General features: G+C 41.1%; 14 protein-coding genes, 1 tRNA gene and 1 pseudogene. 11 read left to right on the forward strand and 5 right to left on the reverse strand.

The genetic code is table 11. The features are described 5' to 3' along the window. Window positions 1-353, reverse strand: a pseudogene (locus GBI16_RS07100) (hypothetical protein); the annotation flags it as partial. A gap of 88 nt (window positions 354-441) precedes the next feature. Then, window positions 442-798, reverse strand: coding sequence for a helix-turn-helix domain-containing protein (locus tag GBI16_RS07105; protein WP_151706808.1), 357 nt, complete (start codon window positions 796-798; stop codon window positions 442-444). A 105-nt stretch (window positions 799-903) separates the two neighbouring features. Between GBI16_RS07105 and GBI16_RS18655 the strand changes: the two genes are divergently transcribed. The 4 genes from GBI16_RS18655 to GBI16_RS07120 all read left to right on the forward strand — a co-directional run bounded on the left by GBI16_RS18655 (window position 904) and on the right by GBI16_RS07120 (window position 4,739). Then, window positions 904-1,077 carry a hypothetical protein gene (locus GBI16_RS18655; protein ID WP_171494541.1) on the forward strand — a complete coding sequence of 58 codons (174 nt, stop codon included), beginning with the start codon at window positions 904-906 and terminating at the stop codon, window positions 1,075-1,077. 128 nt (window positions 1,078-1,205) lie between these two features. Continuing rightward, window positions 1,206-1,604 carry an ogr/Delta-like zinc finger family protein gene (locus GBI16_RS07110; protein ID WP_228267820.1) on the forward strand — a complete coding sequence of 133 codons (399 nt, stop codon included), beginning with the start codon at window positions 1,206-1,208 and terminating at the stop codon, window positions 1,602-1,604. A 9-nt stretch (window positions 1,605-1,613) separates the two neighbouring features. After that, entirely contained in the window at window positions 1,614-4,355 is a 2,742-nt protein-coding gene (locus GBI16_RS07115) for a toprim domain-containing protein (protein ID WP_151706809.1), read from the forward strand. A gap of 93 nt (window positions 4,356-4,448) precedes the next feature. Next, window positions 4,449-4,739, forward strand: coding sequence for a hypothetical protein (locus tag GBI16_RS07120; protein WP_151706810.1), 291 nt, complete (start codon window positions 4,449-4,451; stop codon window positions 4,737-4,739). Between the two features lie 28 nt (window positions 4,740-4,767). Here GBI16_RS07120 and GBI16_RS07125 read toward each other — a convergent pair whose 3' ends face one another. Together GBI16_RS07125 and GBI16_RS07130 are read right to left on the reverse strand one after the other, a co-directional pair. Beyond that, window positions 4,768-5,835, reverse strand: a complete 1,068-nt coding sequence (locus tag GBI16_RS07125; RefSeq protein ID WP_151706811.1) for a site-specific integrase — start codon at window positions 5,833-5,835, stop codon at window positions 4,768-4,770. A 188-nt stretch (window positions 5,836-6,023) separates the two neighbouring features. Further along, window positions 6,024-6,110 (reverse strand) — tRNA-Leu (locus tag GBI16_RS07130). A gap of 183 nt (window positions 6,111-6,293) precedes the next feature. Between GBI16_RS07130 and queA the strand changes: the two genes are divergently transcribed. The 7 genes from queA to secF all read left to right on the forward strand — a co-directional run bounded on the left by queA (window position 6,294) and on the right by secF (window position 13,773). Then, window positions 6,294-7,334 carry a tRNA preQ1(34) S-adenosylmethionine ribosyltransferase-isomerase QueA gene (gene queA, locus GBI16_RS07135; protein WP_151706812.1) on the forward strand — a complete coding sequence of 347 codons (1,041 nt, stop codon included), beginning with the start codon at window positions 6,294-6,296 and terminating at the stop codon, window positions 7,332-7,334. Between the two features lie 8 nt (window positions 7,335-7,342). Further along, window positions 7,343-8,371: a hypothetical protein gene (locus tag GBI16_RS07140; RefSeq protein ID WP_151706813.1), complete on the forward strand. Its 1,029-nt coding sequence runs from the start codon at window positions 7,343-7,345 to the stop codon at window positions 8,369-8,371. Between the two features lie 25 nt (window positions 8,372-8,396). Continuing rightward, the gene (locus tag GBI16_RS07145) at window positions 8,397-8,966 is read left to right on the forward strand and encodes a LemA family protein (RefSeq protein ID WP_086210445.1); all 570 of its coding nucleotides are present in this window, start codon (window positions 8,397-8,399) and stop codon (window positions 8,964-8,966) included. 302 nt (window positions 8,967-9,268) lie between these two features. Further along, entirely contained in the window at window positions 9,269-10,399 is a 1,131-nt protein-coding gene (gene tgt, locus GBI16_RS07150) for a tRNA guanosine(34) transglycosylase Tgt (protein ID WP_086210446.1), read from the forward strand. Window positions 10,400-10,503: 104 nt separating this feature from the next. Continuing rightward, on the forward strand, window positions 10,504-10,833 hold the full coding sequence (gene yajC / locus GBI16_RS07155; protein ID WP_004697692.1) for a preprotein translocase subunit YajC: 330 nt from the start codon (window positions 10,504-10,506) through the stop codon (window positions 10,831-10,833). Between the two features lie 55 nt (window positions 10,834-10,888). Further along, window positions 10,889-12,790: a protein translocase subunit SecD gene (secD, locus tag GBI16_RS07160; protein WP_151706814.1), complete on the forward strand. Its 1,902-nt coding sequence runs from the start codon at window positions 10,889-10,891 to the stop codon at window positions 12,788-12,790. Between the two features lie 11 nt (window positions 12,791-12,801). Next, the gene (gene secF / locus GBI16_RS07165) at window positions 12,802-13,773 is read left to right on the forward strand and encodes a protein translocase subunit SecF (RefSeq protein WP_110974654.1); all 972 of its coding nucleotides are present in this window, start codon (window positions 12,802-12,804) and stop codon (window positions 13,771-13,773) included. Window positions 13,774-13,804: 31 nt separating this feature from the next. Here the strand turns inward: secF and GBI16_RS07170 are convergent, their stop codons facing one another. Beyond that, entirely contained in the window at window positions 13,805-14,479 is a 675-nt protein-coding gene (locus tag GBI16_RS07170) for a 4'-phosphopantetheinyl transferase superfamily protein (protein ID WP_171264491.1), read from the reverse strand. Window positions 14,480-14,526 lie beyond the last annotated feature (47 nt).

The following is a 14,526-nucleotide window of genomic DNA, read 5'->3' on the forward strand; positions in this document are numbered from 1 at the left end:
CCCATATTCTTTTTAATGATTTTTTTAAATATGAATACAGCTACTGCATCCACATTATTATCCATTTTTATGGATATTCCTTGTTTAACAGCACCCAATGAATTTCTCATAGTTCTAAGATTTACACGACTCAGTGGAAATCCCCACCCATTTTCAAGAAATAAATGCTCGAAATCTGCTGGCATATGAATAAATTGATTTATTGGAGGGTCTGGACGTAACCAGTCGGCGGGATCATGAATATTTGCACTAAATTTTTTTAAAATTTCTTTTATTTCTAAAAAAACATCTTCATGTTCAGTATTTAAAATATCCCAAGCACCATTACAACTTAAAATTTTAGTTAAATACATTCTCAACTCTTTTAGTAAAACTTAAATATTAGTATGATTTTTTTATACTTCAAAAGGTAAATAAGTTTCAACTCATTTACCCACTTAATTACTTCTTGCTAAAACTATCAGCAAAATTCCGTACTAAAGTCATTAGTGTTTGACGCTGCTCAGGATCAACCTGGTCCCAATATTTCAGCAACTCTTTAGCTTCCTCAGATAGCAATTCAGGCTGAGTTCGTTCGCCAGTAATCAAATACCAAACGTCCACACCCGCTCTATGCAGTGCTTCTAAGTCTTCCTGTCCCATAACGCGCTCCCCTTTCTCGTAGCGCATTACAGCCATGTTTTTCTTACCAAATAACGCAGCGAAATCTTTTTGTGACAGATCTAAGCGTGATCGTTCCTGACGAAGGCGTTCGCCTCTTTGATCGTTATTCTCATTTACCATTTGGGATAAATCCATATATTAATTATCCCAATTGGGATAATATTGCTTTGCTTATTACCATTTTAACAAAGTTCTCTATTCACCACAGTTTAATAACTGTGGACTCAAAAGGAAACAAACATGGCTACTCACGAGTCTCAAAAAGAAATACAGATCAGCTTTCGCACTACTCCAGAAAATCGTCGTCTCGCTCGTATCGAAGCAGCAAAGCTCAACATGTCACTGAACGAATGGATTAAAAGCCTTGTTGAAGCTGAACTAGACACTTCATCTCAAGAAACAAAATCATCATAAGGCACAGCTTTAGAGCCACTCACAGAATTGCAGGACCTTGTTTACATTTCTTTGCAATTTCTTGTTTAACAAGAAAAGTTAGGTACTTGGTGTCGGGAGCAACAACTACTTAATTCAAATCAGAGGTAATGATGAGTAAATCAATTGGTTTCTACTGCCCGCACTGTGGAAGACGTATGTATGTATCTAGTCGCAAAAAGCCCTCTCCTCTTTTACACGAACTGATTGTGAGCTGCCAGAACGACCAGTGCCTTGCAAGCTTTGCAGCCAGCCTAGAAATGGTTCGTCCCATTCAAAACAGCATCAATCCAAACATCGAAGTTCAAACCGGGTTACCGCAACACAAACGTCAGTGGGAAGTAGAACTAGAACATCACCTGTCCAGTTTAGAAACGATGACCGTGATCGACAAACAACAAGAAAACTATGTTGAAGGCTTTATCTCTGCCTTATTCCACTCATCCACGATTGATTTGACTAAGGCCAGTGTCTACCGCAATCGGCTTAAACAAATCAGACTCTTATAAGGCGTAGATATGTATCACCTACAGCAACGGATAGATGACCGACTCAACCAGTTATTCCATTTCAAGAAAAAAGGTGAATGGTATCGAGAGGGAGTCTGTCCGAAATGTAAAGAAAAAGAACTCTATACACATGCCATCACTCCACGCATGGTGAAGTGTGGAAGGATCAATAAATGTGGCTATGAAGAACATGTCAAAGATATCTGTGAGGAGCTTTTTAAAGACTGGTCCGAATATCATCCACAAACCACCACAAACCCACATGCAGCAGCGGATGCCTATCTCAAAGAGGGTCGTGGCTTTGATATCTCAAAGCTCAAGGGACTGTATACCCAAGAGCTGTATCGTTCACCGAAAAACCGAAGCCTTGTTACAGCGACTGTTCGCTTTAAATTGGCTGAAGGCATTTATTGGGAACGACTGATCGACCGTCCTGAGCGCTTCGATCGCATGAAGGCAAACTTCATAGGAAAGTGGTCTGGCCTTGCTTGGACAATGCATGATTTAGATGCCCTGTGTAATGCAGGGAGTATTTGGATTACTGAAGGTATCTTTAATTCAATCGCGCTTAGTCAGTCTAAATTGATCAGTTTGAGTAATATGAACAGTGGGAATTATCCTGCTGTTCTTTTGGAGAAAATTAAGAACCGCTGCCATGAACTCAATAAAAGTAGACCACGTTTAGTTTGGGCATTGGACAATGATCCTGCAGGAAAAAAGTATCTAGCGAAACACCATAAACGCGCAACGGATGAGGGTTGGATCTCGACTGCTGCCCTACCACCTGCGCCAATGAATGGTAAATCAGTCGACTGGAATGATTTGTTCCAAAGAGGACAGCTCACAGCAAAAGACCAGGATAAATATCTACACTTCGGAAAGCTACAGATTTCAGAAACACCTGAAGAAACAGGCTTATTGATTTATAACTTTTACGGCAGCAGTCTAAGCCAATTCTTTTTTAATCATCGTTTCCGCACCTACTGGTGGGAGCTTGATTATGAAAAATATAACAAGGCAGTTCAGTATGTAGAAGAATCTCAAAGCACGGTACTGACTGAAGAAGAAATACGGATTCAAGCATTAAAGACATGCTCTTCAGCAAAAGAAATTTGCAATGCTCAGCTTGAGCCTCTTTATTTTCAACGAAATGAAATTACCGATGAGTCCTGGTACTACTTTCATATTCAGTCACCGTGGGGTGAAGTTAAAACCACATTTACTGCAGAGCAAATGTCCTCACGCAGCAAGTTTAAACCACGTGTATTAGCCGTATTATCGGGAACCATTTGGTCAGGTAACGACCATCAGCTTGAAACATTCATCAAGCGTAAAACAGAGCGTTTACGTGAAGTAAAAACCATCGACTTTATTGGCTATTCTAAAGAATATGAAGCCTATATTTTTGATAAGTTTGCTGTGCATAAAGGTCAAGTTATCCACAAAAATCAGCATGACTTTTTTAAAACAGGCAATAAGGAAATCAAAACCTTAGCTGCATCTCCTGTTATTCATCTAAATGCGAAACAAGAGTTTTTACCGACCTGGTGGAAAGATTTTTATGCCCTTCAAGGTGAGAAAGGTTTAATCCTTTTGGCATGGTGGACAGGTACATATTTTGCCGAACAAATCCGCGCTATAAATTCCTCTTATCCATTCTTTGAGTTCGTCGGACAAGCAGGCTCAGGTAAATCCACCATCATTGAATTTTTATGGAAGCTGAGTGGCCGTGAAGCCTATGAAGGTTTCGATCCAAACAAATCGACCAACGTGGCGATTTACCGTAACTTTGCCCAAACCTCCAACATGCCTATCGTGCTGATTGAGGGTGACCGTAACGACCAGGCTGGATCTCAAAAAGCAAAGTTTAGTTGGGACGAATTAAAAGATGCCTATAACGGTCGAGCGATTCGTTCTAAAGGCTTAAAAACAGCAGGCAATGAGACCTATGAGCCTCCTTTCCGTGCTGCGGTGATGATTAGCCAAAACACCCCGATTCAAGCATCTGAAGCAGTGTTATCGCGTACTTTGCATATTTCTGTAGATACTAAAAACCACAGCTTAGAGAAAAAGCATGTTGCAACCCGACTGACGCAGATGAGTTTAGAAGATGCATGTAAATACATGACCTTTTGCTTAAAGAATGAGGAAAGCATCCTCAAGACTTATACCGAAAAACATAAAGAAATTGAAATTGAGATGCATCAAAAAGGCATTACCAATACACGTATCGCCCTCTGTCATGCCCAAGTGTCGGCCATGATTGATGCTATTGCGGAGCACGTCTTTAAAGATGCCATCGATTTATCTGACATTTGTGATGCCAAAAGATATTTAGAAGGTATGGCCATGCGACGTATTGAAGAAATTGCAGCAGATCATCCATTTGTTCAACAGTTTTGGGATGCCTTTGAATATCTCAATAGTATTCGTGGCACCAGTTTCCAATTGAACCATTACTCAACTACAGATTCGCAGATCGCCATCAACTTAAATGAAGTCTACAAAGTTGCTGCACGTAATTATCAGGCTTTACCTGAAATCAATGAAATGCGGAATTTATTAAAAACGAGTAAACGCTACAAATTCATTGAGGCAAACAAAACAGTTCGTTCATCACACCAACCTGCAGATGAAAGTAAAGCCATTCAAGGCTATGGCAATCAACCAAGTATTAAAGAAGACCGTATCGTCAAATGCTGGATTTTCTCTAACCCTTATCAAGCAAAGCCTGCAGGTGGGAAAAAATGAATATGACCGAAGTAACAATTTTATTAAGCACTTCAAGCTTTTGTGGTGCTGTCTATTTTTTGACTGAAACAGTTAAGTAAAGAGGGAATAACCATGAGCCAAGAAACACTAGACAAACTTATTCAGAAGATGATTAAGCATTTAGATGCCAAGCCTCTCATCCCTATTGAACATCAACTGTGGAGTGAAAAAGAAATAGCCCAATATTTTAAATATTCTGAAGACTACACACGCAAGCACATCATTAAAAACCCTCACTTTCCACCAAGTCGAGACTTGCCCACATCTGTCGATGGAGAGCGTACCGTACAAAAATGGAAAGCCACAGATGTTATTAAATATGCTATGGCCTTTGATAAGAAAGCTATAAATTATAAGAATTAATTCTTTAAAGCCACAGGAGTGGCTTTAATTATGTAAGGAGCCGACTTAAGCCAGAGGATTGATTCAATTCTTCTATAATTTCGTCATTGGTCGGATTATAATAAGTCAATGCTTGCTTCGGGTCTTTCCAACCAAAGATTTTACATAAGGTTAAGGCATTCTTAATCCGCCTAGCCATAAGGCTAGCAGCTTCATGCCTTGAATCATGAAAGGTAATATCCGCGAATTCTAAGCCTGCACTTTTTCTTGCCTTTCTAAAAAGCGTATCCCTCGATGCATTATCAACCGTAAACACCCGATTAGATTTATTACGTTTGATCTGTAAAGCTAAATTCCACAAATGCAGTGCAAAAGTATCTAAGGGGACTTTACGTGAAGTGCCATTTTTTGTGTCAGGCAATAAAATATATTTTCGATCTAAGAACACTTCAGAAATTGGACGATTCACAATTTCACCCGACCGCATTCCCGTAGCCATCGCGATTAACCAAATCAAGCCGACTTCTTGCATTTTAGTTTCAGGGACAGTACCAGGAACATATTTTAAGGCGGCAAGAATGGCTTGTAGTTCTTCTAATTCAGTTCTGCGCTCTCGATGTGCTGGTTTCTTTGGCTTTCTAAGGTTTTCAACTGGATTAAAATCTATCCATCCCTTGTCTTTTCTACACCAATTAAAAAAAGCCGATAAAGTGGAATAGTCTCTCAAAACACTGGATGCCTTCAACGGACGAATAGATCGTTTCATGACTTGATCTTCCCACTGCTTAAGAAATTCAGTTCGGTAATCCATCAATGGCCAATCTACATTGGGTAAATGATTCTGAAAGTATTTAATACGCTGAATTTCTTTTTTGGCTGTCTTTTTATAAAACGAGACTTCATCAGCATATCGGGTCAATGCCTCACTGACAGTCACTATTGTTTTTCTTTGTAGAGCTACCTGAGTGGAATAATTTAGAAAAAGTTCCCTTTCCTCAACTTCCGACCATCTTTTGGCTTCTGCTCTAGAATGCAGCACCTTACTTTTTCTTTGGCCATAAGCAACGAGATCTACTCTCCAAGTCCCATTTTTTTGTTTATAAATCGACAAGCTCATAAATTTAATAAACCCAATAGCTTATAACTAAAAATCCACTATAAAAACGTGTGGAAAATATGTGGAGATTTATACCTCAAATTAGATTTAAATACCTGAAAAAAACCCAAACGCCAGAAACGACAAAACCCCGAAACCTTTTAAAACAAAGGCTTCAGGGCTTTGGAGAATATTTCTATTCTGAATCTTGGTCCCGAGGGTCGGACTCGAACCGACACGTCATCTCTGACAGCGGATTTTGAGTCCGCCGCGTCTACCAATTTCACCACCTCGGGAAGGTGTTGATGCGTATATTAAACTTTTTGAAAAACTTGTCAACGTAAGTTGATGACAATTGTCTATTTTTAAGTCACATGTGCTTTTTTAGCTTTATATTTGTGCAATATCAGCGTTCATGTCCAAAAAAGCATATACTAGCGCCAATTTTATATCCTCTATTTTGACGCTGCTTTTCCATCATGCAACTTTCTGATTTTAATTTTGACCTCCCCGATGAACTCATTGCTCGTTATCCTTTAAACACGCGCAGTGCTTCTCGTCTTTTACACCTCGATGCACAAGGTCGATACCACGACCACCAATTTACCGATATTCTCGAATTACTCAATGAAGGCGATTTATTGGTGCTCAATGACACCAAAGTGATGAAAGCACGTCTCAAAGGTAAGCGTGCTAGTGGTGGTGCAGTCGAAGTTCTGGTCGAACGCATGCAAGATGCATTTATTGCACACTGTCACATCAAAGCCAGCAACACCCCCAAAGCGGGAGCTGAACTTTTTATTGGCCCAGATGCTGTTAAAGTCACGGTGCTAGGTCGTCATGAAAATTTATTTATTGTGAAGTTTTCGCAGCCAATTCTCAATGTTTTGGATTTATACGGCCAACTACCCATTCCGCCGTACTTTAACCGCGAAGCCGAAGCGATTGATACCGAGCGCTATCAAACAGTATTTAATGATCCTACCAAGTTAGCCAGTGTCGCGGCACCGACCGCAAGTCTACACTTCGATCAAAAACTGTTAGATCAGCTTGCAGCTAAAGGCATTCAAAAAACGTTTGTCACTTTACACGTGGGTGCAGGCACCTTTCTGCCTGTACGTACCGATGACATTGCCAATCACATTATGCATAGTGAATGGTGTGATGTTCCTGAGCATTCAGTTGAGCTTATTCGTCAAACCAAAGCGCGTGGTAATAAAGTCATTTCTGTCGGAACGACAGCGACACGTGCGGTTGAAAGTGCAGCACAGGCACATGATGGTGAACTGAAAGCTTGGACTGGAGATACCCAAATTTTTATCTACCCAGGTTATGAGTTCAAAGTGGTGGATCGTCTTATCACCAACTTCCATCTGCCTGAATCGACTCTCTTGATGTTGGTTTCAGCGCTGTCAAATCGTGATAATATTTTGATGGCTTATCAACATGCAGTTGCAAGCCAGTACCGCTTCTTTAGTTATGGCGATGCCATGTTAGTCGACCAACTTCAACCTAAATAAGAAGAACCATGCCTCTCGATACGATCAAACATTCTATTCATATTCGACGTAAAAAGAATCAGGTCGTGTTTGATAATATCGACAGGCTTTGGGACATTGCTCGGAGTGCGGACACTGCCCAAGAAATCTTGGATCGGTTGCATCCATGGAAAGCACCGATTACCCTTAAATTTGAAAATGTGTTACCCATTCTACTGGGAATAATCGGCATTTTTTTTATTGTGCCTGTATTTTTTGCAGGACAACATATTTGGACATTATTTAGCTTTTTATTTGGCTTAGCTTGCTTGCTTTGGGCCTATTTAAGCTATGAACAGGATGATGCCCTTGAGGAAGTCATAGACCACCTCGAAAAGCAAATTATTCATAAAAAATATCAGCTCAATGAGTTCACACCACCGCAGTACATTGGTGTTCCGCTACAACCTGCGTATTTTATCCCACAACTCAAACAATTGTTTCCGATCTTTAACCAAGGAACCATCAGTAATGATATCCCCTACTATGCCAGCACGATTTGGCAGGATGAGGACGAACAACAACATCAGGTCTTATTATTTCAATATCACTTTGTCGATGAAATTCGGGTGCGAGACAAAGATGGCAATGAAATGAAAGTCAAAGAAGTGCACAAAGACTTATGGGGATGTTTTGTGTTTGATGTACCGACTCAAGGGATTGCCATCACAGCATACAATAAAAAATTTTATTATCCTTATAGCTTTCCGTGGCATAGCAGTGACATTCAAATCAACCAAAAGCTCAAATTTTTTGGTGCCGACCAAATGCACATGGCTAAACTGCTATCACCTGCTTTTGTATTACGTGTCGCTAACTTCTTCCAATCACGTGAAGGTGATTTACTCTTTCATCCTGAAAAAAATATTTTGTGCTATATCAGCCCGCAAGACCTGTTTGAAATATCCAGTAAAGCAAAAAAAATCAATGACATTTCGACATTGCGTGGACACTTACGTACTTTTAAATTACCTTATCTAGAGCGTTTAGAATCCGATCTAACGCAATTTTTAAAATAATGATATTTTGCCGTTAGAGGGTCGTATGGGGCTATTGATTTTCTTCTTGATTATTATTGCAATCGTGTTTGGCGTGATTGTCATTCGTAATAATATTGTCAGACACCACAATGCAACCATTCGCGCATGGTCAGATGTGGCTACTTATGAACGTCAAAAGATCAAAATTTTAGATGGGCTAGAACCTTTGGTCGAACAATATTCCAGTTTTGAAAAAGGCACCTTGGAAAAAGTCACTGAACTCCGTCAGAACATTCTTAACCTGAACTTGAACAATACGGATGTCAATCAATTACAGCGTATTGAAGCTTTAAACCAAGAACTAATGCGTAGCCTTAATGTCGTGGTCGAAAATTATCCTGAGCTCAAAGCCAATGATATTTATCTCAAAATGATGAATGAAATTGAGGAACAAAACGAAAATGTCGGTGCTGCGATCAGCATCTTTAACCGCAATGTCGAGCTGTTTAACAATCATATTCAAATTTTTCCAAACAACATTGTTAACACCATGACTGTCGGCAAAAAAGCGGTCCGTCCGTTCCGCGACTCAGTTGCGCTACAAAATTTTGATTACCGCCCAAACTTTAATTAGCAGGGTGATTAGACCGATATTTGCTTAAAGGCACTTTAAATGAGTGCCTTTTTTAACCTCTACGCTGACTGCACTGCTGACAACCACCGCTTGATACAATCTATCTCCACCCCGACAACACATTCAAATTAAAACCGTTGTCACCGCATACTATTTCGTACAGAAAAGCTTTGCTTTAAAAGTGTTACAACACTGGTGTTTATTTGCATAATCAAGGAAAATAGCCTCCTTTTAGCGGCGAACTGTTTTTTCGCTCTTGCACTGCAAGTCAAGCGGTGCTTTGCTCTTGTTTAGGATTTTTTATGAAGTTTGAAAAATTAGGTCAGTCGGGTCGCGCCCGTCGTGGTCGTTTAACTTTAGAGCATGGTGTGGTGGAAACCCCTGTGTTCATGCCTGTCGGTACTTATGGTACAGTCAAAGGCATGCTCCCACGTGATATTGAAGACATCAAAGCGCAAATTATTTTAGGCAACACCTTCCATCTTTACCTGCGCCCTGGCCTTGAAGTGATTAAAGAACACGGCGGTCTGCATCAATTTATGAAGTGGGATAAACCCATTTTGACCGATTCAGGTGGCTTCCAAGTTTTCAGCCTCGGTGCAATGCGTAAAATTAAAGAAGACGGTGTGACTTTCCGCTCTCCAATTGATGGCTCTAAAGTGTTTTTGTCTCCTGAAATCTCAATGGACATCCAACACACACTGAACTCAGACATCGTAATGATTTTTGACGAGTGCACCCCATATCCTGCAACGCATGAAGAAGCACAAAAGTCGCTACAACTGTCATTGCGTTGGGCAAAGCGTTGTAAGACTCAACATCATGATGTGCTTGAAAATAAAAATGCGCTGTTTGGTATCATTCAAGGTGGCATGTATGAAGACTTACGTGATGAGTCATTAAAAGGCTTACTTGAAGTTGGTTTTGACGGCTATGCCATTGGTGGCCTATCTGTCGGTGAACCAAAAGAAGAAATGATCAAAGTACTAGATTATCTTCCTGCGAAAATGCCAGCAGACAAACCGCGCTACCTGATGGGTGTCGGTAAACCTGAAGACATCGTGGAAGGCATCCGCCGTGGTGTCGACATGTTTGACTGTGTCATGCCTACCCGTAATGCCCGAAATGGACATTATTTTGTGACCGACGGTTTAGTCCGTATCCGTAACAGTAAATACCGTCATGATCAAAGTCCGCTAGATCCACACTGTGACTGTTATACCTGTACCAACTTTACCCGTGCTTATTTATTCCATTTGGAAAAATGTGGTGAGATGCTAGGTTCAATGCTGGGTACTATTCACAACTTACGTTATTACCAACGTTTCACTCAAGACATTCGTGACGCATTGGATAATGATCGCTTTGATGCCTTTGTTGAAGATTTTTATGCACGTCGTGGTTTAGAAGTTCCACCTTGCCCCCAAGATTAATTGTTGTGAGCATTTGCGCTTGGTAAAAAGACAAGGTAAATTGCAGAACAAGTCTATTTATGATCAATTCGTTGATCACCGTTTTTTTAGTTTAGGAATTTGAAATGAGCCTTTTTATTTCTACAGCTCACGCAGCGGGTGAAGCTGCACAACAACCAAGTATGGTCGCAAACTTGTTGATGATTGCTGTTTTTATTGCCATCTTCTACTTTTTAATTTGGCGCCCTCAAGCTAAACGTGCAAAAGAGCACCGTTCTTTGGTTGAAAGTCTTGGTGTAGGCAGTGAAGTTGTTTTTGCTGGTGGCCTCATGGGTAAAATCACTAAACTCGAAGGCGACTTCGCTGTGGTTGAACTGAGCCGTGGTGTAGACGTAAAAATCCAACGCGCAAGTGTGATTTCAGTTCTTCCTGAAGGCACATTAAATAACCTTTAATCAAAAAAATTAGTCGTGCATCCGCACGACTTTTTTCATTTTAAGAAGAAAACGAATGCGTTACCCAGCATGGAAATATCTACTGATTATCGTGGTTTTGATTATCAGTACATTATATGCCCTGCCTAGTTTGTATCCGGATGAACCTGCGGTTCAAATTTCTGGTGCCAAAGCTGGTACCCAAATTGACCAAAGCATCGTACAAAAAGCAGAGCAGATTTTAAAATCTGAAAGTATCTCAAGCCATGACAACAGCTTTAGTAATAATGCTGCACTGTTACGACTTGACTCTAGCGAAGCACAATTAAAAGCCAAAGAGGCGCTACGTCGTGGGCTTGGTGATGACTATGTTGTCGCACTAAACTTGGCACCAACAACACCAGAGTGGCTACAAAAAATTGGTGCAAAACCAATGAAGCTCGGTCTGGATTTACGTGGTGGTGTTCACTTCTTGTTAGAAGTGGATATGGATAAAGCAATTTCTCAGCGCATGGAAACCTCTGCGACAGACTTACGTCGACAGTTCCGTGACAACAAGATTAAATTTAACAGTCTTGGATTAAACAACAACACGATTACCATTCAGTTTGCGAACAACGATGATCGCACGACTGCTCAAGACTACTTACGTAGCAATGGCAATGAGTTTAATCAGCAAGCGGTCGCAACTGCGACAGGTTCAACCTTACGTTTAACCTATACTGATGTTCGTCGCCAAGAAATTCAGTCTTATGCGGTAAACCAAAACTTAACCACCTTACGTAACCGTATTAATGAGTTAGGTGTGGCAGAAGCCTTGGTACAAACCCAAGGCAATAACCGCATCGTGGTTGAACTCCCGGGTGTGCAAGACACAGCCGAAGCAAAACGTGTTTTAGGGCGTACTGCAAACTTAGAATTCCGTTTGGTCTCTGACCAGAATGATCAAGTCATTGACCAATATACTGGCAAGAGTAATGGGCAACCGCTTCCACCAGGCACTGAACTTTTTGCCTATCAGTCTTTGGACAGCGGACGTGAATTACTGTTAAACCGTAATCGTATTTTAACGGGTGAACGCGTTCAAAATGCATCAAGTGGCTTTAGCCAAGACACGGGCGGTGCTGAGGTAAACATTACCTTAGACACAGCTGGTGGCAAACTGATGTCCGATGCAACCCGTAATGCGGTAGGTAAGCGTATGGCCGTGTTGTTCATTGAAAATAAACAACGTATTAGCTATATCACCGATCCTACCACTGGTGCGCAAACAGAAGTCCGTACCCCGTATGCAGAATCTGTAGTGATTAACGCTGCAACCATTCAAGCAGTACTCGGCTCACAATTCCGTATCACCGGTTTAGATTCTCCTCAAGAGGCGTCTGAGCTAGCATTGATGCTGCGTGCAGGTGCACTTGCTGCACCAATGTACTTTGTAGAAGAACGTGTCGTTGGTCCAAGTCTCGGTCAAGAAAACATTGATAAAGGGGTTCTATCAACTCAAATCGGTTTCTTACTGGTCGCGATTTGGATGGTGGTCTTCTTCCGTCTATTTGGTTTAATTGCAAACTTTGCTTTGCTCTTCAACTTAGCCATGATTTTAACCGTCATGTCTTGGATTGGCGCTTCTCTTACCCTACCGGGTATTGCAGGTATCGTGATTACCATTGGTATGGCCGTCGATGCCAACGTCCTCATCTGTGAGCGAATACGTGAAGAAATGAAATGGGGAGCATCGCCCAAACAAGCTATTGTGGCGGGTTATGATCGTGCCTATAACACCATTCTCGACTCAAACTTAACCACATTCTTGGTTGCGTTTATCTTATTTGCTATCGGCACAGGCCCAATTAAAGGCTTCGCTGTAACCTTAATGATCGGTATTGTCTGCTCAATGTTTACTGCAATCACAGTAACACGTGCAATTGTACAGCTCATCTATGGCAAAAAACGAAACTTGAAAAAGTTGAGCATATAAGGAGATCGACGATGACTGATGTGACTCAACAAACTTCAAAAAAATACGGCCGTCCTGATGACGATCGCGTGATTAATTTTATGAAGATTGCGCTGCCTGCAGCCGTTCTTTCTATTATTTTAACGATTGGCAGCCTATTTTTCATTTTCACCAAGGGTCTTAACTTAGGTTTGGACTTTACTGGTGGTATTTCAGCCGAATTGAACTATAGTAAGGCAGTAAAGTCAGCCGATGTCTCTGCTGCACTAACCAAAGCTGGCTTTCATGATCCCGTGGTACAAACCATTGGTTCGGATCGTGACTTAATTGTACGTATGCCTGTACAAGAAGATACAGCAGCAGAAGACTTAACCAAAACCATTACCCAAGCGGTACAGCTTCCAGGTAACTCGGCTTCTGTCAACAAAGTTGATGTCGTCGGTGGGCAAGTGGGTAATGAGCTCTATATTCGCTCAGCAGGTGCTGTGGGTTTAGCTCTATTACTGATGCTGGTTTATGTCACCATTCGCTTTGAGTTCAAACTGGCAATGGGTGCAGTACTATCATTGTTCCATGACGTTGTAGTAACCATCGGTATTTTTGCCATGATGCAATGGCCGTTTGACTTAACGGTTTTAGCTGCTGTTTTGGCCCTGATTGGCTTCTCGCTGAATGACAACATTGTTGTATCGGATCGTATTCGTGAAAACTTCCGTAAGATTCGTGGTGCAACGCCTTTAGAAATCGTTAACATTGCATTGACTGAAACATTACGTCGTACCATTCACACCTCAATGACTTTATTACTGGTGGTGATCTCGATGATGTTACTCGGTGGTGATGGTCTGAAATGGTTCTCTGTAGCGATGTTTGTCGGGGTTTTTGTGGGTACCTATTCTTCAATCTATATCGGTACAGCCTTTGCCTTATGGCGTGGTCTAAACCGTCAAGACTTCATTGTACAAGTGAAGCCTGAGTTTGAAGAAGAAAATGAAATTCCATAAACTCATATAGCTACGTCAAAAGAAAAGCCTCTCAATCGAGAGGCTTTTTTATATCGGTATGAAGCTGTTGTATCAACTCAATCTGAGGCAACGCATAGCCACGGCAGGACTGCTCTGCCCGCCATGCCACAGTCAACATCACATCTCCCAACTCAAAATTTTGATAGGCGAAACTACCAATGAGCGGATGGTTACACATGCCACCATTATGCATTGGATGTGCTTGGGTATTCAGTTCATTTAAGTTTAAACGAATACCCAAACCTGATGCTTTAAGCACCGCTTCTTTGGTGGTCCAAACTTTAAACCAGTAGGATTTTTCCTGCTCAATCTGTTGCCATAGCTCAAGTTCATCAACATGAAAAGCGTGTTGAGCCAAAGCACCAAAACGTACTTTTCGACTTAACTCTTCAACATCCACGCCCAAATCAGCCACTTTTTCACTCATGGCTAAAGCATAGTAATTTTGACTGTGACTATGATTGAAATGAAAAGAAGGCTGATCAACCCAATAGGGTTTGCCTGTCTCGCTCAGTGCAATGGCATGATCATCGACGATCATCTGTCGTTGTTCAGATAAGCATTGATTGCGATATTGATAAATGGCTTGTTTTCGCTGTGCAATTTGCTCGACACGTGACAGATTGTAATCCACCTGTACAATGTCCTTAATCTTTTTCAGCTCAACACGTATTGTCCTTGCCACGTTGCCTTCCTATCATCATTTCATGCATCATAAAATAAAAAAGCCCA

Origin of the sequence: Acinetobacter sp. TUM15064 (genome assembly GCF_008980265.1) — a bacterium.
Taxonomy (GTDB): Bacteria; Pseudomonadota; Gammaproteobacteria; order Pseudomonadales; family Moraxellaceae; genus Acinetobacter.

Coding starts and splice junctions, on each gene's coding strand:
- secF (WP_110974654.1), top strand. CDS start 12,802: ATGACTGATGTGACTCAACAAACTTCAAAAAAATACGGCCGTCCTGAT.
- GBI16_RS07125 (WP_151706811.1), bottom strand. CDS start 5,835: ATGAGCTTGTCGATTTATAAACAAAAAAATGGGACTTGGAGAGTAGAT.
- queA (WP_151706812.1), top strand. CDS start 6,294: ATGCAACTTTCTGATTTTAATTTTGACCTCCCCGATGAACTCATTGCT.
- tgt (WP_086210446.1), top strand. CDS start 9,269: ATGAAGTTTGAAAAATTAGGTCAGTCGGGTCGCGCCCGTCGTGGTCGT.
- secD (WP_151706814.1), top strand. CDS start 10,889: ATGCGTTACCCAGCATGGAAATATCTACTGATTATCGTGGTTTTGATT.
- yajC (WP_004697692.1), top strand. CDS start 10,504: ATGAGCCTTTTTATTTCTACAGCTCACGCAGCGGGTGAAGCTGCACAA.
- GBI16_RS18655 (WP_171494541.1), top strand. CDS start 904: ATGGCTACTCACGAGTCTCAAAAAGAAATACAGATCAGCTTTCGCACT.
- GBI16_RS07115 (WP_151706809.1), top strand. CDS start 1,614: ATGTATCACCTACAGCAACGGATAGATGACCGACTCAACCAGTTATTC.
- GBI16_RS07105 (WP_151706808.1), bottom strand. CDS start 798: ATGGATTTATCCCAAATGGTAAATGAGAATAACGATCAAAGAGGCGAA.
- GBI16_RS07140 (WP_151706813.1), top strand. CDS start 7,343: ATGCCTCTCGATACGATCAAACATTCTATTCATATTCGACGTAAAAAG.
- GBI16_RS07145 (WP_086210445.1), top strand. CDS start 8,397: ATGGGGCTATTGATTTTCTTCTTGATTATTATTGCAATCGTGTTTGGC.
- GBI16_RS07110 (WP_228267820.1), top strand. CDS start 1,206: ATGATGAGTAAATCAATTGGTTTCTACTGCCCGCACTGTGGAAGACGT.
- GBI16_RS07120 (WP_151706810.1), top strand. CDS start 4,449: ATGAGCCAAGAAACACTAGACAAACTTATTCAGAAGATGATTAAGCAT.